We start from the raw sequence: 20,099 nt of genomic DNA on the forward strand, positions 1-20,099 counted from the left end.
AGGCCTCCCAATCAGCCGCACCGGCCGGCACGCCACCGGCGGTGGTCACTACGCCATTGTGCCCGCTCGACCCGCCGTGACGGACTGCCAGAGACAGCCGCAGTCCGGGTGGCTGCGGAGCCGCAGCCGGCGGGTCATTCCGTCCGCCGCGGACAGCTCGCACCAGCCGTCCACGCTCGGTGGCAGCACGCCGTCCAGGTACAGCTGGACGTGCAGCGCGGCCAGCCCGGCGATCGCGGTGGCCAGCGCGCTGTCGCAGGCCGGGACGCGGGCCCGGCCCGGGCCGCTGTCGATCAGCTGGGCCAGCAGCCGGGGCCAGGCCTCGTCCTCGTCCCGCCGGGACAGGGTGGCGCAGCTGCCGCACGCGGAGGCGCCGGGCACGACCAGCGGCCCGACCACGCCCAGGTGCTCCAGCACCCCCGTGTACAGGTGGGGGACGCCGGCCCGCATCAGCTCCTGCGCCTCCACCGCGGCGCCGGTGAAGGCGCCGGAGCCGTCGCGGGGGGCCAGCACCACCAGGGCGGGCGGGGGCGGTGCGGCCGGCGAGCGGCGGTACCGCTCGCCGACCGCAGCCCCGGCGGCCCGGTGCACCACCTCGCGCCCGGCGGTGGCCCGCAGCCGCCCGACCTCGGTGGGCGGGAAGCCGGCCGGCGAGACGTCCCGGGCGGCGACCCGGCCGCGGTCGAGCAGGGCGACGTCGCCGACCCCGCCGGCCGCCAGCACGGCGGCGGTCGCCGCGCCGACCCGGCCCGCGCCGCGCACTTCGACCCGGGCGCCGGCCCTGGCGCGCAGCACCGCCGCGGCCTCGCCCGGGGCCGGGTGGACCAGGGAGAGCGAGGCGAGGTCGGGCACCAGCTGCTCGCGGCGCGGCGGCGGGAAGGCGGTGAGCGCCTGCCGGCCCGCCTCGGCGTCGTCGAGCAGCTCGCTGCGGGCCAGCGAGTCGAGCATGGCCTCGCAGTACTCCGCGTCGAGGCCGAGCCGCTGCCCGGCGGCGACCAGGGCGGGCCCGTCCCGGGTGCCGTCGATCAGGTCGAGGAAGGCGGCGAGCGGCCGGTCGACGTCGTCGATCAGCCGGGCGTGCCGGCGCACGGTGCCGAACTGCAGGGTCTGCTTCTCCCGCCACAGCCGGGAGAGGGCGGGCTTGAGGACGGGGCGCATGGTGACCTCCTGGCCGGGTCGGGATCCGCTCGGTGGATGCAGGATGCCCGGGGCCGCAGGAGGTGGGAAGCGCGTTGTCCACAGGCCCGAGCCGATCATCCGAAGATCTGTTTGCACACCCTGTGGACAACTTCACGGCGCGGGCACCGGGTTTCTGTCGGTGCGAGCGGGTACCGTCGTGTGCCATGGCAGCCGAACGGGACTCCCAGGCGGCGGCGTCCCGGTCGGCGGCAGCGTCCGCGACGGCGCCCGCGCCGATCGACCGTGCCAAGGTCGAGGTCCGACGCAGTGCCCGCCGCAGCCGGACGGTCTCCGCGTACCGCGAGGGCGACCGGACGATCGTGCTGATCCCGGCGCGGATGTCGCACAGCGAGGAGCAGCGCTGGGTCGCCCAGATGCTCGACAAGCTGGCGGCCCAGGAGAGCCGGCGGATGCTGGGGGACGACGCGCTGGAGGCGAAGGCCCGCGAGCTGTCCCGGGCGTACCTGGGCGGGCGGGCGGTGCCCGGCAACGTCCGCTGGGTGACCAACCAGAACACCCGCTGGGGGTCCTGCACGCCGAGCGAGCGGACGATCCGGCTGTCGCACCGGCTGCAGGGCATGCCGGAGTACGTCATCGACTACGTGCTGCTGCACGAGCTGGCGCACCTGCTGGTGCCGGACCACGGGCCCCGGTTCTGGGCCCTGCTGGACGGCTACCCGCGGACGGAGCGGGCCCGCGGCTACCTGGAGGGGGTCGCCTCGGCGGCCCGGCTGCCGCACGTCCCCGGCCAGGGGAGCGACTGCGGGGCGGACTGACCGGGTGCCCCGGGGGCACCCGGCCGGTCGGGTCAGTCCACCAGCCCGCGGGCCAGGGCCACCAGGTCGCGGACGGAGACGTCCGTCAGCTCCGGCAGGTGGTCGTACTCGAACCAGCGGAGGTCCAGGGACTCCTCGCTGATCATCTCCTCGGCGTGGGCCGGGGCGAGGGCGACGTACTGGACGTCGAGGTGGGTGTTGGCGGGCTGGTCCTTGCCGGTGCAGTGGACCCGGTGGCGGTCGAGCTTGACCGGGCGGACGGCGCCGTCGAGGGCGAGCAGTTCGAGGCCGGGGATGCCGGACTCCTCGGTGGCCTCGCGGAGCGCGGCGGCGGCGAGCGTGGCGTCGCCGGGCTCGCAGTGGCCGCCCATCTGCAGCCACATGCCGACCTTGGGGTGCAGGGTGAGCAGCACCCGCCCGCCGGCCGGGTCGACGACCACCGCGCTGGCGGTGATGTGGGCTGGCAGGCAGGCCCGCCACATGCCGTCGGGGCGGTCGGCGAGGTGGTCGAGGTAGTCGCGGCGGAGCCGGTCCTGGTCGGGGTCGGCGACCGCCCACCCGTCGAGGGCGCGGACGGCGTCGGCGTGCAGGGCGGTGGCGGCGGCCGTCACTCGGCGGTCCCGTCCTTCCGGTCCTCGTCCCTGCCGCGGCCTTCGCCCGCGCCGCCTTCGCCGCCGTCGCCCTTGCCGTCGGTGGGGGCGTCGTTCGCCGGGCCCGCGCCCGCGGGGCCGCCCTTCCTGCCCTCGGCGGCCTCGCCGAGCAGCTTGTCGAGCGCGTCGAAGTCGAAGCCGCCCTCCAGCGCGTCGCCGGCGGTGTCGCGGTGCACGAAGCCGTCCGGGTCGTCCAGGTCGGCCGCGGTGGGCAGCATGTCGGGGTGGTTCCACAGGGCGTCGCGGCCGTCGATGCCGCGGGCGTCGGCGAGCGAGGCCCACAGCCGGGAGGCGTCGCGCAGGCGGCGCGGGCGCAGCTCCAGGCCGACCAGGGTGGCGAAGGTCTGCTCGGCGGGGCCGCCGGTGGCGCGGCGGCGACGGAGGGTCTCGCGCAGGGCGCCGGCCTGCGGGAGGTGGGGCTCGGCGGCGGCGTGGACGACGGCGTCGACCCAGCCCTCGACGAGGGCGAGCGCGGTCTCCAGGCGGGCCAGGGCGGCCTTCTGCTCGGGGGTGTCCTCGGGCTGGAGCAGGCCGCCGGCGAGGGCCTCCTGGAGGGCCTCGGGGTTGGTGGGGTCGAGCTGGCCGGCCAGCTCCTCCATCCGGGAGGTGTCGACCTTGATGCCGCGGGCGTAGGCCTCGACGGCGCCGAACAGGTGGGCGCGCAGCCACGGCACGTGGGCGAACAGGCGCTGGTGGGCGGCCTCGCGCAGGGCCAGGTAGAGCCGGACCTCCTCGGCGGGCACGCTCAGGCCCTCGCCGAACTCGGCGATGTTCTGCGGCAGCAGGGCCGCCTTGCCGGAGGGGGCCAGCGGCAGGCCGACGTCGGTGGAGCCGAGCACCTCGGCGGCGAGCGCGCCGAGCGCCTGGCCGATCTGGGTGCCGAACATGGCGCCGCCCATCGAGCGCATCACGCCCATCAGCGGACCGGCCATCGCCTGCATCTCGGGCGGCAGCACGCCGCCCATCGCGTTGCCGACCCGCTCGGCGACCGGGTCGACGAGGTCCTTCCAGACCGGGAGGGTGGCCTCGATCCACTCGGCGCGGCTCCACGCGACGGCGGTGGAGGAGGCGGTGGGGAACTCGGTGGCGGAGTCCAGCCACAGGTCGGCGAGCCGGACCGCCTCGGTGACCGCGGTGCGCTCGGCGTCGCCGACCGAGCGGTCCTTGGACCGGCCCTCGGGCTGCTCGGCGACCACGGTCTGCCGGGCGATGTTCTTGGCGAGCTCCCAGTTGACCGGACCGCCCTCGAAGGACAGCATCTGGCCGAGCTGCTGGAAGGCGGCGCCCAGGTCGTTCGGGTTGAGGCCGCCCATCATCGCGGCGAAGGGGTTGTCCGCCCCGGCGCCGCCGCCGGGGCCGCCCATGCCGAACAGCGCCCCGAGCGGGTTGCCCGTGCCGAAGCCGAACGGCTGCTGCGGAGCGGAGCCGCCCTGGTCACCGCCCTGCTCGCCGTCCTTCTTGCCCTTGTTGTCGCCGTCCTCGGGCTCCTCGGGGGGAACTCCGAATCCGAAGGGGAGGTCGCTCACGGGGTCCTCGATCTGGTCGGCCGTCACGCGGGGGAGTGGCGGGTGGTGGTGAAGCGATCGGATGCGCGCCGTAACAATGGTCTCGCGGACCGCACGTGCCGGGCGCACCGCTGGGCCCGAGCCTCGGGCAGGATGGACCGTACGTGACACTCGTACGTACGCACATAAGCTAACCGTGGAGGATGGCCGGTGAGTTCCCCGCCTTCGGACGTTCGCTCTGGGCTGACCGGGGACGAGGACGTGCCGGCTGCGGCCGGTTCGCCGTCTCCAGCCTACGGCGGCAAGCCGTTGACCGTGGCGGTCACCGGTGCCGCCGGGGTGCTGGGCGAGCGGGTCGCGGCCCGCATGGTCGCCTCGCCGCACGTGCGCAAGGTGCTCGCGGTGGACGACCGCCGCGGCGAGGTCGCCGGGGTGCAGTGGCGGGTGCTGGACGTCCGCGACCCGGCGGTGGCCGAGCGGCTGGCCGGGGTGGACGTGGTGGTCCACCTGGCCATGGACCTGGGCATGGAGTCCGACCCGCGCGCCCGGAGCGCGTACAACGTGCGGGGCGCGCAGACCGTGCTGACCGCCGCCGCGGCCGCCGGAGTGCACCGGGTGGTGCTGTGCACCTCGGCGATGGTCTACGGCGCGCTCCCCGACAACGAGGTGCCGCTGGCCGAGGAGTCCGAGCTGCGGGCCACCGAGGAGGCCTCGCTGGTCGGCGACCTGATGGAGATCGAGCGGCTGGCCCGCCGCGCCCCGCGCGCCCACCCGGGCCTGCAGGTGACGGTGCTGCGCCCGGCGGTGGTGGTCGGCCCCGGCATCGACACCGTGCTGACCCGGCACTTCGAGGCGCCCCGGCTGCTGGTGGTCGCCGGCTCCCGGCCGTGCTGGCAGTTCTGCCACCTGGACGACCTGGTCGCGGCGGTGGAGTACGCCGCGCTCGGGCTGGTCGAGGGCGAGGTGACGGTCGGCTGCGACGGCTGGCTGGAGCAGGAGGACGTGGAGACGCTGTCCGGGATCCGGCGGATGGAGCTGCCGGCCTCGCTGGCCCTCGGCACCGCCGCCCGGCTGCACCGGCTCGGCCTCACCCCGGCGCCGGCCGCGGACCTGGCGTACACCATGTACCCCTGGGTGGTCTCCGGCAGCCGGCTGCACGAGGCGGGCTGGCGGCCGCGGTTCACCAACGAGGAGGTGCTGGCCGAGCTGCTGGCCCAGGTCTCGGGCAAGCACGCGGTGGCGGGCCGGCGGCTCGGCGGCAAGGAGGCCGCCACCAGCCTGGGCGCGGCCGGTGCGACGGTGGCGCTGGTCGGTACGGCCGCACTGGTCCGGCGGGCGAGGAAGCGCCGCGCCTTCTAAGTAGATTTTCGTATTGCGGAATGACGGAATCGTGATGTGGAATCACCTGCCCGGGTCGGCCGGGATGGGGAATCATGGTGACCATGTCCGAGAACCACGACCCGATCCGCCTGCTCGCCATCCGCGACACCCCGCTGTCGCTGGACGAGGTGTACGCCGCCGTCGGTGACGACGCCGCCGGCGGCACCACGCTCTTCGTCGGGACGGTCCGCGACCACGACGGCGGCAAGTCGGTCGCCGCGCTGGAGTACAGCGCGCACCCGAGCGCCGAGCGGGAGATGCGCCGGATCGCCGAGAAGATCTGCGCGGACTTCCCGGTCCGCGCGCTGGCCGCGGTGCACCGGGTGGGCCGGCTGGAGATCACCGACAGGGCGGTGATCGTCGCCGTCTCCTGCGCCCACCGCGGCGAGGCGTTCGCGGCCGCCCGGCGGCTGATCGACGACCTCAAGCACGAGGTGCCGATCTGGAAGCACCAGGTCTTCGCCGACGGCGAGGAGGAGTGGGTCGGCGCCGGGGAGTGCTGAGCGGCCACCGGGCCCTCGCTCGCCCGTTCGGCGGCCTGCGGTACGACGAATACCCCCCGGAGGTGAGCGCGGAATCGGGGCCGTAACCCGGACGGCGCCCGCACCGTTCCCGTGTCGTGCAGTTAATCTGCTGATAGACACGACGAGCCTGTGGGGAGTACGGATATGGCTGCGCTCGCCTGGTTGATCATCCCGATCGTCGCCGCGCTGCTGGCGATGGTGTGGGCCGGCTGGGCGGCCCGCCCGCCGAGGGCCATGACCGATCCCAGCTCGCTCGCCGAGCACCAGCGCTTCCTCGCCGCGATGGAGCGCAGCACCGCCGGCGGCGGGTCCGGTGAACGCGTCGGCGAGTGATCCCGCGCGCCACCCGGAGGGCACGCGGAAGCGGTCGTCCCGTACTGTCGGACCCATGCCACGCCGCTCCGCGACGATGCTCGCCGCCACGCTCCTGCTGATAGGCCTGCTCTGCGCCTCCGTGCTGATGAAGGTGCCGTACACGGAGATGAGCCCCGGGCCGACCTACAACACGCTCGGCCAGCAGGACCGGACCGGCGAGCCGGTGATCACCATCACCGGGCGCGAGACGTACCCGACCTCCGGGCACCTCAACATGACGACCGTCCAGGTCACCGGCGCCAACTACGAGCCGAGCCTGGTCTCGGCGGTGGTCGGCTGGCTGCGCGACGACGTGCTGGTGGTGCCGCACGAGAACGTCTACCCCGAGGGCCAGACCGACCAGGAGGCCCAGGAGCAGAACGCGGAGGAGTTCGCCTCCTCCGAGGACAGCGCCAAGACGGCGGCGCTCAACCAGCTGGGCATCCCGGTCGGCACCGAGATCCGGGTGCGGGCGGTCAGCTCCGGCGGTCCCTCCGAGGGCAAGCTGCACGCGGGCGACCAGATCATCGCGGTGGACGGCGCCAGGGTCACCACCCGGGAGGGCGTCGCCGAGCAGGTCACCAAGCACAAGCCGGGCGAGACGACGGTCTTCACCGTCGTGCCGCACGACAAGGCGGGCCCCTCGCACACGGCGGCGGACGAGGTGCAGGTGCCGATCACCACGGCGAAGGCGCCCGACGGGGACCGGGCGATCGTCGGGATCACCCCCGCGGCGGTGCACACCTACCCGTTCACCATCGACATCGGGCTGCAGGACGTCGGCGGGCCCAGCGCCGGCCTGATGTTCGCGCTCGGGATCATCGACAAGCTGACGCCGGACGACCTGACCGGCGGCAAGTTCGTGGCCGGCACCGGGACGATCACCGACAACGGCGAGGTCGGGCCGATCGGCGGCATCCAGATGAAGCTGATCGCCGCCCGCGACAAGGGCGCCGAGTACTTCTTCACCCCGGCGGAGAACTGCACCGAGGCGGTGAAGAACACCCCGGACGGGCTGACCCTGGTGAAGGTGGACACCCTCGGCCAGGCGATGGACGCCCTCGGGAAGATCAAGGCCGGCGAGAAGGCCGGCCTGCCGAGCTGCGCGAAGTGAACGCCCCCGGCGGGGCGCCCACACCCGTCAGGAGAAGGTGGCGAGCAGCGCCCCGGTCAGGTTGGGGACCAGGTCGGGGCCGGTGAGGACCTCGCGGGCGACGTCCTTCTCGCGCAGCCGCAGGGCGCACTCCTTGGCGCCGTCGCGCAGGACGGCGGCGGTGATCCGCACCTCCTGGCGCTGAGGGTGCTCGGCGATCCAGGCGGCGATCTCCTTCTCGGTGGCGTTCTTCGGCCGGGAGGACTCGGCACCGGGCGGCAGCATCAGCCGCTCGACCACCAGGGCGCAGCCGACCACGCCGTCGGGCCAGGCGATGGTGCCGAGGAACTTGTCCAGCTCCATGCCGGCGGGCAGTTCCTCCTGTTCGACCGGGGTGAGGCCGGTCGGGTTGTCGGTCAGGCCGAGCTGCTTGGCGAGCCTCGGATTCGCCTTCAGCATCTGGGCGTTGTCGACCAGGGCGAACAGCCGGGCGGGCATGTCCCAGCCGAGGGAGGAGGCGTGCTCGTCGATCTCCAGCGCGGCCCGGGTGAGCGGAGTCGCGGCCGGCAGGCCGGCGGCGGCGGAAAGGTCAGGGGCTTCGGACATGCCCCAATCCTCACACGGCGGGGGCGGGCTCCCGAACTCCGACGCAATCCGTGGGAACTCCGGTAAAGACCGATTAAGTTGCACAGGAGACCGAGAGACCACGACGACACGACACAGCCGAGGTGGAGCCTTGACCTTCCAGATGCCGGACCGCCCGGGCCCGGGGCCCGGATTCCGAGCGAGAGTCGGGCCGCCGTCCCGCCGGACCAAGGTGCTGCTGCTGACCTTGGGCGTCCTGGCGGCGCTCTTCCTGCTGTTCGTCCTGGTCTCCGGGCTGTGGACCGACTGGCTGTGGTTCAAGTCCGTCGACTACTCCTCGGTGTTCCGTTCGCAACTGCTGACCAAGGCGGCGCTGTTCGCCGTGTTCGGTGTGCTGATGGCCGTCGTCGTGGGCGCGAACATCTGGCTGGCGTACCGGCTGCGGCCGCCGCTGGCCGCGATGTCGGTGGAGCAGCAGTCGCTGGACCGCTACCGGATGGGCATCGCCCCGTTCCGCCGCTGGGCGCTGATCGGCGTCTCGCTGCTGGTCGGCGCGGCCGCCGGCGCCGCGGCCTCCGGCCAGTGGCGCACGTGGATGCTGTGGACGAACGAGACCCCGTTCGGCGTGAAGGACAGCCAGTTCCACCTGGACGTCTCGTACTACGCCTTCGAGCTGCCCTGGTACGAGTTCCTGCTGGGCTTCGCGTTCAGCGCGGTGATCGTCTCGCTGCTGGCCTCGGTGCTGGTGCACTACCTGTACGGCGGCCTGCGCCTGCAGGGCCCCGGCCGGCGGGCCAGCCGCGGCGCGCAGGGGCACCTGGCGGTGCTGCTGGGCGTCTTCGTGCTGCTGAAGGCGGTGGCGTACTGGCTGGACCGGTACGCGCTGGTGGTGAAGACCGGCTCGTACAAGCAGGTCGACGGCTGGACCGGCCTGCGCTACGTGGACGCCAACGCGTTCCTGCCGGCCAAGACCATCCTGTTCTTCGTGGCGATCATCTGCGCGCTGCTGTTCTTCCTGACCCCGATCCGGCGGACCTGGGCGCCGGCGCTGATCGGCTTCGGCCTGATGGCGCTCTCCGCGGTGCTGATCGGCGGGGTGTACCCGGCGATCGTGCAGCAGTTCCAGGTCAAGCCGAACGAGCAGGCCAAGGAGACGCCGTACATCCAGAAGAACATCGACGCGACCCGGCAGGCGTACGGCATCTCCGCGAGCGAGTCGCAGCCGTACGACCCGAAGGTCACGACCAGCGCCGACGCGGTCAAGCCGGACGCCCAGACCATCGCCGACATCCGGCTGCTGGACCCGAACGTGGTGTCGCCGACCTTCCAGCAGAACGAGGCCCTGCGGAAGTACTACGCCTTCCCGCGGACGCTGGACGTCGACCGGTACGGCCAGCAGGACACCGTGCTGGGCGTGCGCGAGCTGGACCTGAGCGGCGTCCAGCAGCGCAACTTCATCAACGACCACTTCCAGTACACCCACGGCTACGGCGTCGTCGCGGCCAAGGGCAACCAGGTCGACAAGAACGGCAACCCGGTCTACACCGAGCAGTCGCTGCCGACCACCGGCACCCTCGGCACCTACGAGCAGCGGGTGTACTACGGCGAGAAGACCGCCGGCTACTCGATCGTCGGCGGCGCCGGGATGTCGGAGATCGACTACACCTCCGAGTCCGGTGCGGTGCAGTCCTTCACCTACAACGGCGGCAGCGGCGTCTCGCTGGACAACGCGCTGACCCGGGCCGCGTACGCGGTGAAGTTCGCCGAGCCGCAGATCCTCTACTCCGGGGCGATCAAGGACGGCGCGCGGATCCTCTACGACCGCACCCCGAAGGAGCGGGTGGAGAAGGTCGCGCCGTGGCTGTCGATCGACGCCGACCCGTACCCGGTGGTGCAGGGCGGCCGGCTGGTCTGGGTGCTGGACGGCTACACCACCTCGGACGGCTACCCGTTCTCCTCGAAGACCACCCTGGGCGACGTCACCAAGGACTCGCTGACCGACCAGCGCGGCCGCACCCTGACCGCGGTCAACAAGGTCAACTACATCCGCAACTCGGTGAAGGCCACCGTCGACGCGTACACCGGTGAGGTCACCCTCTACCAGTGGGACGAGGCCGACCCGGTGCTGAAGACCTGGATGAAGGCGTTCCCCGGCACGGTGGAGGCGAAGACGGCCATCCCGGCCGACCTGCTGCCGCACCTGCGCTACCCGCAGGACCTCTTCAAGGTGCAGCGCGACCTGCTCGGCCAGTACCACATGACCGACGCGACCAGCTTCTTCAACGGCACCGACATCTGGCAGGTGCCGATCGACCCGACCACCAACTCGGGCGAGGTGCAGCCGCCGTACTACCTGACGGTCCGGATGCCCGACCAGCAGGACGCCACCTTCTCGCTGACCACCTCGTTCGTGCCCAGCGGCCGCGACAACCTGGCGGCCTTCGTGGCGGTCAACGCCGACCCGGGGCCGGACTACGGCACGATGCGCATCCTCAAGGTGCCGACCGGATCCAGCGCGCTCGGGCCCAAGCTGACCCAGGCGAAGCTCAACTCCGACCCGGCGGTGGCCAACCAGCTGACCCTGCTGAAGACCGGCACCGACTCCGACATCGAGTACGGCAACCTGCTGACCCTCCCGGTCGGCGGCGGCTTCCTCAACGTCGAGCCGGTGTACCTGCTCGGCCGCAGCGCCAAGGCGCCGGTGCTGCAGAAGGTGCTCGCGGTCTACGGCAACTCGGTCGCCCTGGAGGACAACCTCGCCAAGGCGCTGGAGAAGGTCCTGTCGGGCGCCGCGTCCGGCGCGACCACCACGCCGACCGCCCCCACCACCCCCACCGCGCCCGGCACCACCACACCCGGTGGCACCACGAGCCCCGAGCTGACCAAGGCGCTGGCGGCGGCCCAGAAGGCGTACGACGACGCGCTGGCCGCCCAGCGGGCCGGCGACTGGGCGGCGTACGGCGTGGCCCAGAAGGCGCTCGGCGACGCCCTCAAGGCGGCCGCCGACGCCCAGGCGAAGAGCGGCGCGCCGACGTCCTCGCCGTCGCCCTCGGCCTCGCCCCCACCGAGCGCGAGCCCCTGAGCTGCGACAACCGATTGTTGGTTCACCCCGCGACCGTGCTATGGTTCAACCACCGACGCGGGGTGGAGCAGCTCGGTAGCTCGCTGGGCTCATAACCCAGAGGTCGCAGGTTCAAATCCTGTCCCCGCTACTCAGTAGCACGAAGGCCCGGAGGCTCGCCTCCGGGCCTTCGGCATGCCCGCCGCCGTGTCCGGCGCCATTTGTGGGGGAGAAGTGGTGATCGACTCCGGTACTATGCGTGGCCGGGGTTTGTGGGGCTCAAGTGTCGGGAAATCGACAAAGCGCTGAAGCAATCTCGCCGGGCTTCGGCCCCGCTCCGCCCAATTCGGTCGGAGCCGGTGTACGCGGGTTGCGGGTGATGCGACGATGGACCACATGGGGGATGGGGCAAGGCCGTTGACCGGCCGTCGGCTCCGTGGCGCCCCCGGCCAAAGGCTCGGCACTCGGGGGGAGCGGGAGTCGGCATGAAGCTTATCGGCAGGAACGGGACGGGAGAAGAGCTGCCGGGTCGCGCACACACGGACGTCGACACCGAGTCCTGGGCCCAGAGCCCCGACGACCCGAACCGCACGCTGCCCGGCCAGCGCACCTCGGCCGGCTACGGCCCGGAGAGTCTGGTCCACCTGACGGCCCGGCAGGTGGCCGACACCGCCGCGCCGCACCGCGCCGCCCTGGTCGTCGACGAGCCCGAGCAGGCCGCCAGCTTCGAGACCGTGCTCGCCGCCCGCGAGCAGGCCGCCCTGGAGGCCCGCCACCGCGCCGCCGCCGACGACGGCGACCCGAACGCCGCGAGCCAGCTCGGCGCGCTGCTGCTGCGCCGCGGCGACCTCGCCGACGCCGAACCGTACCTGCGCCGGGCCGCCGCCGCCGGGCTGCGCGCCGCCGCCAACAACCTCGGGGTGCTGCTGCACCAGCAGGGCCACCGGGCCGAGGCCGCCCAGTGGTGGCGGCAGGCCGCCGTGGCCGGCTCCGCGCCGGCCGCGCACGCGCTCGGGCTGCAGCTGCGCGACCAGGGCGAGGAGGAGGCCGCCGAGTACTGGCTGCACTTCGCCGCCGAGCACGGCCACCCGCTGGGCGCGTACGCGCTCGGCGACCTGATGGAGCACCGGCGGGACGTCCGCGCCGAGCGCTGGTTCAAGCTCGCCGCCGACTCCGGCCACCGCGAGGCCGCGTACCGGCTCGCCCGGATGCGCGAGGCCGCCGGCGACAAGGAGACCGCCGAGACCTGGTACCGCACCGCCGCCGCGCGCAGCCACGCCCGCGCCGCGCTGCGGCTCGGCGTGCTGCTCGAGGAGCGCGCCGCCGAGGAGCCCGGCTGCCTCGACGAGGCCGCCCGCTGGTACCGGCAGTCCGCGCAGAACGGCGAGCCGCGGGCCGCCTGCGCCCTCGGCTTCCTGCTGCGCGACGCGGGGGACGCCGCCGCCGCTGCCGACTGGTGGCAGGAGGCCGCCGAGGCCGGGGACGGCACCGCCGCCAACGCGCTCGGCGCGCTGCACGCCGGCCGGGGCGAGGCCGCCGAGGCCGAGCGCTGGTACCGCATGGCGCTGGACGCCGGCGACCACAACGGCGCCTTCAACCTGGGCCTGCTGTGCGCGGGCGCCGGGCGCGGCACCCAGGCCGAGCAGTGGTACCGCAAGGCCGCCTACGCCGGGCACCGCGAGGCCTGCAACGCGCTCGCCGTGCTGCTGCTGCAGCGCGGCGACGAGTCCGGGGCCGAGCCGTGGTTCTCCAAGGCGGCGGAGGCCGGCAGCGTCGACGGCGCCTTCAACCTGGGCGTGCTGCACGCCGGGCGCGGCGAGCACCGGCACGCCCAGGAGTGGTACGCGCGGGCGGCCGCCGAGGGGCACGGCGAGGCGGCGCTGCAGCTGGCCGTGGCCCAGGAGCAGCGCGGCAACCCGACGGGCGCCCTGGAGCGCTACCGGCAGGCGGCCGGCGGCGGCTCCGTGGAGGGCGCGTTCCGGCTCGCCTCGATGCTCGACCGGCGCGGCGACGCGGACGCGGAGGCCGAGCACTGGTACGCGGTCGCCGCCGACGCCGGGCACCGCCGGGCGCAGGTCCGGATGGGCGTCCGGGCGGCCGAGCGCGGGGCGCTGCAGATCGCCGAGAGCTGGTACCGGCGGGCCGCCGAGGCGGGCAGCCGCAGTGCCGCGTTCAACCTCGGGCTGCTGCTGGCCCGGCAGGACGCTGAGGCGGAGGCGATGCTCTGGTACACCCGGGCCGCCGACGCCGGGCACGGGCGGGCCGCGCTGCGGCTCGCGCTGCTCGCGCTGCGCCGCGGCGAGCCGGTGCAGGCGGAGAACTGGTGCAAGCGGGCCGCCGAGTACGGGCCGGCCGAGGTGGCGGAGCGGGCGGCGCGGCTGCTGGGTGCCCTGCACTCGGAGCTGAGCGCGTAGCGCCTGCCGCGGGCGGGGCCTGCTGCCGGTGCGCGACCGCGGGCCGTGCGCTCCCGCCGCGCGCCCCGCGGCGGAGCCGCTGGTCGACGGAGCCTCGCCCCTGTCGGGCCGCCCGCGTCCGGGCTGGAATCTCCCCCGGGGGGAGGTCGTACCTTCTCGATCGGCCGCAGGGCGCGGCCGGCCGAGAGGGGTGTGTGTCATGGCGACGTTCGTTCTGGTGCCCGGGCTGTTCATGGGCGGCTGGGCGTGGGAGGCGGTGGCCGCCGAGCTGGAGGCCGCGGGGCACCGGGCGGTGGCGGTGACGCTGCCGGCGGAGCCGGCGGCCGGGCTGGCGGACCACGTGGACGCAGTGGCGCAGGTGCTCGCCGCCGAGGGGCCGGGGACGGTGCTGGTGGCGCACAGCTACGGGGCGTTCCCGGCCGTGGGCGCGGTGGACCGGCAGCCGGAGCTGGTGTCGCGGGTGGTCTTCGTGGACACCGGCTACCCGGAGTCGGGTGAGTCGGTGGTGCTGTCGATGCCGCAGGTGGACCTGCTGTCGGGGGTGACGGGGGACGTCGTCCCGGTGCCGAAGGAGATCCCGGCGGTGCACGCCGTGCCGGAGGCGGAGCACGAGCGCTGGAAGCGGCTGGCCGTCCCGCAGCCGGTGCGGACGGTCACCGACCCGATCGAGCTGACCGGGGCGTGGCTGCGGGTGCCGACCACCGGGGTGTTCTGCCTGGCGAGCAGGTTGAGCATCGAGTTCGCCCGGTCGCTGCACGCGACCGGCATGCCGCGGTTCGCCAAGCTCGCCGAGCCGGGGGTGACCTTCTTCGAGCTGCCGACCGGCCACTACCCGATGCTGTCGGCGCCGAAGGAGCTGGCGGACGTGCTGGAGCGCGCCGCGGACGGCGGGGGCGTCGGCCTGTACGAGGACTGAGCCGGTCCTACCGGGCCTGGCCCGCGCAGTTCGGGCACAGGCCGCGGTAGGTGATCTCGGCGCTGGAGATGACAAACCCGAAGCGTTCGGCGGCCGGGAGGGCGGAGAGCGGGTCACCCTGGGGGTGGACGTCGCGGATGGCCCCGCAGCCGGAGCAGACCAGGTGCTGGTGGGCGTGGTGGGCGTTCGGGTCGTAGCGCTTGGCCCGGCCGTCGGTGGAGACCTCCAGGACCTCGCCGAGGACGACCAGCTCGCCCAGCGTGTTGTAGACGGTCGCCCGGCTGATCTCGGGGAGCCGCTCCACCGCGCGGGCGTGCACCTCGTCCGCCGTGAGGTGGACATGATCACCGTCGAGTACCTCGGCGACCACCCGGCGCTGCGAAGTCAGGCGCCAGCCCCGTCCGCGAAGTCGTTCCAACAGGTCGCTCATGAGCACAGACTAAGCGACGATCCGAACTTGGTTCCAGTGTTGACTTAGACAAAGTCCAAGTTAGGATCGAGTCGTTCCGACCGGACAACGCGGAGGCAATACCCGATGACCACCCAGGACGAGCTGCGTCCCACCCTCACCACGGAGTCCGGCGCTCCCGTGGCGGACAACCAGAACACCGAGACCGCCGGCGTCGGCGGCCCGGCGCTGATCCAGGACCAGCTGCTGTTCGAGAAGCTCGCGCACTTCAACCGCGAGCGGATCCCGGAGCGCGTGGTGCACGCCCGCGGCGCCGGCGCCTACGGCACCTTCACGGTGACCGCGGACGTCACGGCGTACACCCGGGCGAAGTTCCTGTCCGAGGTCGGCAAGCAGACCGAGACGTTCCTGCGCTTCTCCACGGTGGCGGGCAACCTCGGCGCGGCGGACGCGGTGCGCGACCCGCGCGGCTGGGCGCTGAAGTTCTACACCGAGGAGGGCAACTACGACCTCGTCGGCAACAACACCCCGGTGTTCTTCATCAAGGACGCCATCAAGTTCCCGGACTTCATCCACACCCAGAAGCGCGACCCGTACACCGGCTCGCAGGAGGCGGACAACGTCTGGGACTTCTGGAGCCTGTCGCCCGAGTCGACCCACCAGGTGACCTGGCTCTTCGGCGACCGCGGCATCCCGGCGTCCTACCGCCACATGGACGGCTTCGGCTCGCACACCTTCCAGTGGGAGAACGAGGCCGGCGAGTACTTCTGGGTGAAGTACCACTTCAAGACCGACCAGGGCATCAGGAACCTCACCCAGGACGAGGCCAACAGGCTGGCCGGTGAGGACCCGGACAGCCACCAGCGCGACCTGCGCGAGTCGATCGAGCGCGGCGACTTCCCGACCTGGACCGTGCAGGTCCAGATCATGCCGGCGGCGGACGCGGCGACCTACCGCTTCAACCCCTTCGACCTGACCAAGGTCTGGCCGCACGCGGACTACCCGCCGATCGAGATCGGCAAGCTGGAGCTCAACCGCAACCCCGACAACGTCTTCGCCGAGGTCGAGCAGTCGATCTTCTCCCCGGGCCACTTCGTCCCCGGCATCGGCCCGTCCCCGGACAAGATGCTGCAGGGCCGCCTGTTCGCCTACCCGGACGCGCACCGCTACCGCGTCGGCATCAACGCCGACCACCTGCCGGTCAACCGCCCGCACGCCACCGAGGCGCGCACCAACGGCCGCGACGGCCACCTCTACGACGGCCGCCACGGCCGCCGGAAGAACTACGAGCCGAACAGCTTCGGCGGGCCGGTGCAGACCGGCCGTCCGCTCTGGGCCGCCGTCCCGGTCAACGGCCTGACCGGCAACCACGTCGCGCCGGTGCACGCCGAGGACGACGACTTCGTGCAGGCCGGCAACCTCTACCGGCTGATGGGCGAGGACGAGAAGCAGCGCCTGGTCGCCAACCTCGGCGGCTTCATCGCCAAGGTCTCCGCCGACCGCGACGACATCGTCGAGCGGGCGATCGAGAACTTCCGCAGGGCGGACGCCGACTACGGCCGCCGCCTGGAGGAGACGGTGCGCGAGCTGCGCAAGCAGAAGTAACGCGCCCCACGACTGCGGGCCCCGGGACGCGTGGTGCTCCCCGGGGCCCGCGACCACGCCCGGTCGCGACCGCGCCCGGCCGCGGCCGCAGCGGATCACAGCCGCAGCAGCCCGTCCCTGATCCGCTCCAGCAGCGCCACCGACGGGTCGCCCGCGAGCTGCTCGTGGACCGTCACGTACCGCTCCGCCGCCAGGTCGGCCACCAGCACCCGGGCCACCCCGAGCGGCACCGGCAGCAGCGCCGCCAGCTCCGCCACCGAGCGCGGGTACTGGCACAGCTCGACGATCCGGTGGCGCTCGAAGCCGAGCGGCGCGGAGAGCGCGGCGGGCGCCGCCGACACCAGCGTCTCGATCCGCAGCTCCTCGCGGACCGGCCGGGTCCGCCCCGCCGTCACCACGAACGGGCGGACCACCTCGCCCTGCTCGAAGCCGGACCCGCTCACACCGGCACCTCCGCCCGGGCCAGCAGGCCCTCCGGCAGCAGCACGCTCGCCGTCACCCCGTTCACCGGCGAGGGCGTCAGCCGGACCCGCGCCCCCAGCCGGGCCGCCAGCCGGCCCGCCACGTAGTGGCCCAGCAGCCCGTCCCGGCCGACCAGGAAGCTCTCCCGGCCGCTCAACCGGGCGTTGGCCAGCTCCAGCTCGCCGTCCGCCATGCCGCGGCCCCGGTCCACCACCGCCACCAGGTAGCCCCCGGAGCCGCGCCGGGCCCAGACCTCCACGTCGGTGTCCGGCGGCGAGGCGGCCAGCGCGTTCTCGATCAGCTCGGCCAGCAGGTGGGCGACCTCGGCGACCGCCCCGCCGTCCAGCCGGGCCTCGTCGACCTGCCGCAGCACCACCCGCCGGTAGTCCTCCACCTCGCCGAGCGCCGAGCGGATCACGTCGCCCATCCCGACCGGCAGCTCCCAGCGGCGCGGGCTCACCTCGCCGACCAGCACCAGCAGCGACTCGGCGTTGCGCCGCATCCGGGTGGCCAGGTGGTCCAGCTCGAACAGGTTGGCCAGCACCCCCGGGTCGTGCTCGCCGCGCTCCAGCGCCGACAGGAAGCCCAGCTGACGGGTGACCAGCGCCTGGTTGCGGCGGCCCAGGTTGGCCAGCGACTCGGCGGTGTTGCGGCGCAGCGCCGACTGCTCGACCGCGAGGCGCACCGCGGTCGCCGAGACCCGGTCCAGGGCGGCACCGAGCGCCACCAGCTCCGCGGGCCCGCCGACGGCGGTCGGCGCGGTCGGCCCGGCCGCCCCGCCCTCCTGGGCCCGCGCCACCGCGGCCGGCAGGACGGCCTCGGCCAGCTCCTCGGCCCCGGCGACCAGCGCCGCCACCGGGCGGGTGACCGACCGGGTGGCCAGCCGGCCGAGCGCCGCCGCCCCGGCGACCGCCGCCAGCGCCAGGCCGACGTCCAGCAGCAGCCCGCGCAGCGCCGCCGAGCGCAGCGCCGCGGCCCGGGCCCGGGCCTCCGCGGCGGCCTCCGACTCCACCCGGTGCAGGTCGTCCACCAGGGTGGACGCCGCCTGCCACCAGTCCGCCGCGCGGACCGGCAGCCGCTCGGCGGCGAAGCCGTTCAGGGCCTGCTGCTCCATGCCCGCGACCGCGGTGGCGGCGGGGGTGCGCAGTGCCGCGTCCAGCGAGCCGGTCCGGGCCGCGGTCGCGGTGCGCGGCACCCGGTCCAGCGCGGCGCCCTTCACCGCGGTGATCCGCACGAACGCGGGGTAGTCGCCGCCCCGGAAGGCGCCCGCCGCCAGCACGCCGTTGAGCGTGCCGCGCTCCAGGGCCGCGGCCTCGGTGGCGTCCGCCAGCGAGCGCAGCGTGGCGAGCGCGGCCGCCAGCTGCGGGTCGGCGCCGCCGGTGGCGTCGGTGAAGGCGGCCGCGGTCAGACCGGTGACCGCGTCGGTGAAGAAGGCGAGCGCCTCGGTGCGGGTGGCCGTCCCGGTGTCCGCGCGGCCGCGCAGGGCGGCCAGCCCGGTCAGCGGCGCCAGCGCCCGGCGGACCGGCCCGGCGCCCGGCGGGTCGCCGGCGAGGAGGCGGTCCAGGGCCTGCCGGGCCTGGTCGGCCGCCGCCCGCCGGGCGCCGAGCTGCGCCCGGAAGCCCTCCTCGCCGCCGAGCAGGCCGGCCGTCAGCCCGCGCTCGCGCTGGAGTTCGCGGACCAGGTCCTCGGTACCGGCCACCACGGCCACCCGGTCACCTGTCCGGCCGGCCTCGGCGTACCGGCCGGCCTGCGCGGCGGTACCCGTCGCGGCCAGCACCACCAGGGCGCCGGTGGGCAGGGCGAGCAGCAGCGCCAGCCGGTGGCGGATCGTGCGGAGCGTACGCACAGGGGAGCCCCCCAAGCAGCAGCCCGGCGGGGTGGCGCACGGGGGAACGGGGGCCGGCCGCGGTGCCGGCCCTTGGCCCGACCGAGCCTAGGGGCCGCCGGTTGCACCGGGGTTGCGCCCGGCTCAGCGCCGCCGGAACGCCGAAGCGGGCCGCCGGAAACCCCGGAGACCCGCGTCCGAAACCCCGCTGTCGATCCGTCAGACGGACAGGCGGTGCAGCGCCTCCGCGTGCAGCAGGCCGTTGGAGGCGACGGCGTCGGCGCCGTTCGGGCCGTCGAAGCCGTCCAGGCCGGTGAACCGGCCGCCGGCCTCCTGCACCACGATGCACGGGGCCGCCATGTCCCACAGGCTCAGCTCCGGCTCGGCGGCGATGTCCACCGCGCCCTCGGCGACCATCATGTACGACCAGAAGTCGCCGTACGCCCGGGTCCGCCAGCAGGCCCGGGTCAGGTCCAGGAACGGGTCGAGGCGGCCGCGCTCCTCCCAGCCGGTCAGCGAGGAGTAGGAGAACGAGGCGTCCTCGATCCGGGACACCTTGGAGACGCCGATCCGGCTCGCCTTCGCCAGGCTGCGGCCCGCGAACGCGCCCAGGTCCCTGGCCGCCCACCAGCGGCGGTTCAGCGCCGGCGCCGAGACGATGCCGACCACCGGCTGCAGCTCGCCGTCCGGCTGCTCCTCCAGCAGCGCGATCAGCGTCGCCCAGACCGGGACGCCGCGCACGTAGTTCTTGGTCCCGTCGATCGGGTCGATCACCCAGCGGCGCGGGCCGGTGCCCTGCAGACCGTACTCCTCGCCCATCACCGCGTCCCGCGGGCGGGCCCGCTGCAGCACGCTGCGCACCAGCTCCTCGGCGGCCTTGTCGGCGTCGCTGACCGGCGTCAGGTCGGGCTTGGTCTCGACCTTCAGGTCCAGGGCCCTGAAGCGCTCCATGGTGATCGAGTCGGCCGAGTCGGCGAGGACGTGGGCGAGTCGGAGGTCGTCGTGGTAGTCGGCCATGCCCGAACCCTAGCGGACTCAGTGGCCGCTGCCGCTGAGCTGGAGACCGATCACGCCGGAGATCACCAGGGTGATCGAGACCAGCTTCAGGGTGCTCGTCGACTCCCCCAGGAAGACCATGCCGTAGACGGCGGTGCCGGCCGCCCCGATGCCGGTCCAGACCGCGTAGGCGCTGCCCACCGGGAGCGTCTTCAGCGACAGGGTGAGCAGGCCGAAGCTGCCGAGGGCGAAGACGCAGAAGCTGACGGTGGGCCAGAGCTTGGTGAAACCGTGGCTCAGCTTGAGATTGACCGCGAAGCCCGTCTCCAGCAGACCGGCGAGGATCACCATGGCCCATGCCATCG

Annotated in this window: 18 protein-coding genes and 1 tRNA gene; 10 read left to right on the forward strand and 9 right to left on the reverse strand. The window is 74.0% G+C overall.

Annotated elements, in window-relative coordinates:
* Positions 1 to 48: 48 nt before the first annotated feature.
* Entirely contained in the window at positions 49 to 1,158 is a 1,110-nt protein-coding gene (locus tag ABEB06_RS23605) for a ThiF family adenylyltransferase (RefSeq protein WP_345698882.1), read from the reverse strand.
* 185 nt (positions 1,159 to 1,343) lie between these two features.
* Here ABEB06_RS23605 and ABEB06_RS23610 point away from each other — a divergent pair, with 185 nt between their 5' ends.
* Complete coding sequence (locus ABEB06_RS23610) at positions 1,344 to 1,955, forward strand: M48 metallopeptidase family protein (protein ID WP_345698883.1); 612 nt, start codon at positions 1,344 to 1,346, stop codon at positions 1,953 to 1,955.
* Positions 1,956 to 1,987: 32 nt separating this feature from the next.
* Here the strand turns inward: ABEB06_RS23610 and ABEB06_RS23615 are convergent, their stop codons facing one another.
* Positions 1,988 to 2,566 (reverse strand): NUDIX hydrolase, encoded by a 579-nt coding sequence (locus ABEB06_RS23615; protein WP_345698884.1) that lies wholly within the window; start codon positions 2,564 to 2,566, stop codon positions 1,988 to 1,990.
* Positions 2,563 to 4,131, reverse strand: coding sequence for a zinc-dependent metalloprotease (locus ABEB06_RS23620; protein WP_345701959.1), 1,569 nt, complete (start codon positions 4,129 to 4,131; stop codon positions 2,563 to 2,565). Before ABEB06_RS23620 ends, ABEB06_RS23615 begins: the two co-directional genes overlap by 4 nt.
* Before the next feature lie 189 nt (positions 4,132 to 4,320).
* Between ABEB06_RS23620 and ABEB06_RS23625 the strand changes: the two genes are divergently transcribed.
* From ABEB06_RS23625 to ABEB06_RS23640, 4 genes are all read left to right on the forward strand, one after another.
* Positions 4,321 to 5,469 carry an NAD-dependent epimerase/dehydratase family protein gene (locus ABEB06_RS23625; RefSeq protein WP_393069014.1) on the forward strand — a complete coding sequence of 383 codons (1,149 nt, stop codon included), beginning with the start codon at positions 4,321 to 4,323 and terminating at the stop codon, positions 5,467 to 5,469.
* Between the two features lie 83 nt (positions 5,470 to 5,552).
* Positions 5,553 to 5,993 (forward strand): molybdenum cofactor biosynthesis protein MoaE, encoded by a 441-nt coding sequence (locus ABEB06_RS23630; protein WP_345698885.1) that lies wholly within the window; start codon positions 5,553 to 5,555, stop codon positions 5,991 to 5,993.
* A 165-nt stretch (positions 5,994 to 6,158) separates the two neighbouring features.
* Complete coding sequence (locus ABEB06_RS23635; RefSeq protein ID WP_345698886.1) at positions 6,159 to 6,347, forward strand: hypothetical protein; 189 nt, start codon at positions 6,159 to 6,161, stop codon at positions 6,345 to 6,347.
* Positions 6,348 to 6,402: 55 nt separating this feature from the next.
* Positions 6,403 to 7,482, forward strand: a complete 1,080-nt coding sequence (locus ABEB06_RS23640) for a YlbL family protein (RefSeq protein WP_345698887.1) — start codon at positions 6,403 to 6,405, stop codon at positions 7,480 to 7,482.
* Between the two features lie 27 nt (positions 7,483 to 7,509).
* Here ABEB06_RS23640 and ABEB06_RS23645 read toward each other — a convergent pair whose 3' ends face one another.
* A complete protein-coding gene (locus ABEB06_RS23645; protein ID WP_345698888.1) occupies positions 7,510 to 8,067 on the reverse strand; it encodes a PPA1309 family protein in 558 nt (185 codons plus the stop codon).
* 142 nt (positions 8,068 to 8,209) lie between these two features.
* Here ABEB06_RS23645 and ABEB06_RS23650 point away from each other — a divergent pair, with 142 nt between their 5' ends.
* The 4 genes from ABEB06_RS23650 (at position 8,210) to ABEB06_RS23665 (ending at position 14,437) form a co-directional block, all read left to right on the forward strand.
* A complete protein-coding gene (locus tag ABEB06_RS23650) occupies positions 8,210 to 11,128 on the forward strand; it encodes a UPF0182 family membrane protein (protein WP_345701961.1) in 2,919 nt (972 codons plus the stop codon).
* Between the two features lie 56 nt (positions 11,129 to 11,184).
* Positions 11,185 to 11,258 (forward strand) — tRNA-Met (locus ABEB06_RS23655).
* A gap of 334 nt (positions 11,259 to 11,592) precedes the next feature.
* Positions 11,593 to 13,521: a tetratricopeptide repeat protein gene (locus ABEB06_RS23660; RefSeq protein WP_345698889.1), complete on the forward strand. Its 1,929-nt coding sequence runs from the start codon at positions 11,593 to 11,595 to the stop codon at positions 13,519 to 13,521.
* Positions 13,522 to 13,720: 199 nt separating this feature from the next.
* A complete protein-coding gene (locus ABEB06_RS23665; RefSeq protein WP_345698890.1) occupies positions 13,721 to 14,437 on the forward strand; it encodes an alpha/beta fold hydrolase in 717 nt (238 codons plus the stop codon).
* Positions 14,438 to 14,444: 7 nt separating this feature from the next.
* Here the strand turns inward: ABEB06_RS23665 and ABEB06_RS23670 are convergent, their stop codons facing one another.
* Positions 14,445 to 14,867, reverse strand: coding sequence for a Fur family transcriptional regulator (locus tag ABEB06_RS23670; RefSeq protein WP_345698891.1), 423 nt, complete (start codon positions 14,865 to 14,867; stop codon positions 14,445 to 14,447).
* A 105-nt stretch (positions 14,868 to 14,972) separates the two neighbouring features.
* Here ABEB06_RS23670 and ABEB06_RS23675 point away from each other — a divergent pair, with 105 nt between their 5' ends.
* On the forward strand, positions 14,973 to 16,451 hold the full coding sequence (locus ABEB06_RS23675; RefSeq protein ID WP_345698892.1) for a catalase: 1,479 nt from the start codon (positions 14,973 to 14,975) through the stop codon (positions 16,449 to 16,451).
* Positions 16,452 to 16,546: 95 nt separating this feature from the next.
* On the opposite strand, the gene ABEB06_RS23680 is transcribed toward ABEB06_RS23675, so the two are convergent.
* From ABEB06_RS23680 to ABEB06_RS23695, 4 genes are all read right to left on the reverse strand, one after another.
* Entirely contained in the window at positions 16,547 to 16,894 is a 348-nt protein-coding gene (locus ABEB06_RS23680; protein WP_345698893.1) for a DUF742 domain-containing protein, read from the reverse strand.
* Positions 16,891 to 18,759, reverse strand: coding sequence for a sensor histidine kinase (locus tag ABEB06_RS23685; protein ID WP_345698894.1), 1,869 nt, complete (start codon positions 18,757 to 18,759; stop codon positions 16,891 to 16,893). The genes ABEB06_RS23680 and ABEB06_RS23685 overlap by 4 nt, the downstream gene beginning before the upstream one ends.
* 198 nt (positions 18,760 to 18,957) lie before the next feature.
* On the reverse strand, positions 18,958 to 19,755 hold the full coding sequence (gene hisN, locus ABEB06_RS23690) for a histidinol-phosphatase (protein WP_345698895.1): 798 nt from the start codon (positions 19,753 to 19,755) through the stop codon (positions 18,958 to 18,960).
* 18 nt (positions 19,756 to 19,773) lie between these two features.
* Positions 19,774 to 20,097, reverse strand: a complete 324-nt coding sequence (locus ABEB06_RS23695) for a DMT family transporter (protein ID WP_345698896.1) — start codon at positions 20,095 to 20,097, stop codon at positions 19,774 to 19,776.
* Positions 20,098 to 20,099: the final 2 nt, after the last annotated feature.

Origin of the sequence: Kitasatospora terrestris (assembly GCF_039542905.1) — a bacterium.
Classification (GTDB): Bacteria; Actinomycetota; Actinomycetes; order Streptomycetales; family Streptomycetaceae; genus Kitasatospora; species Kitasatospora terrestris.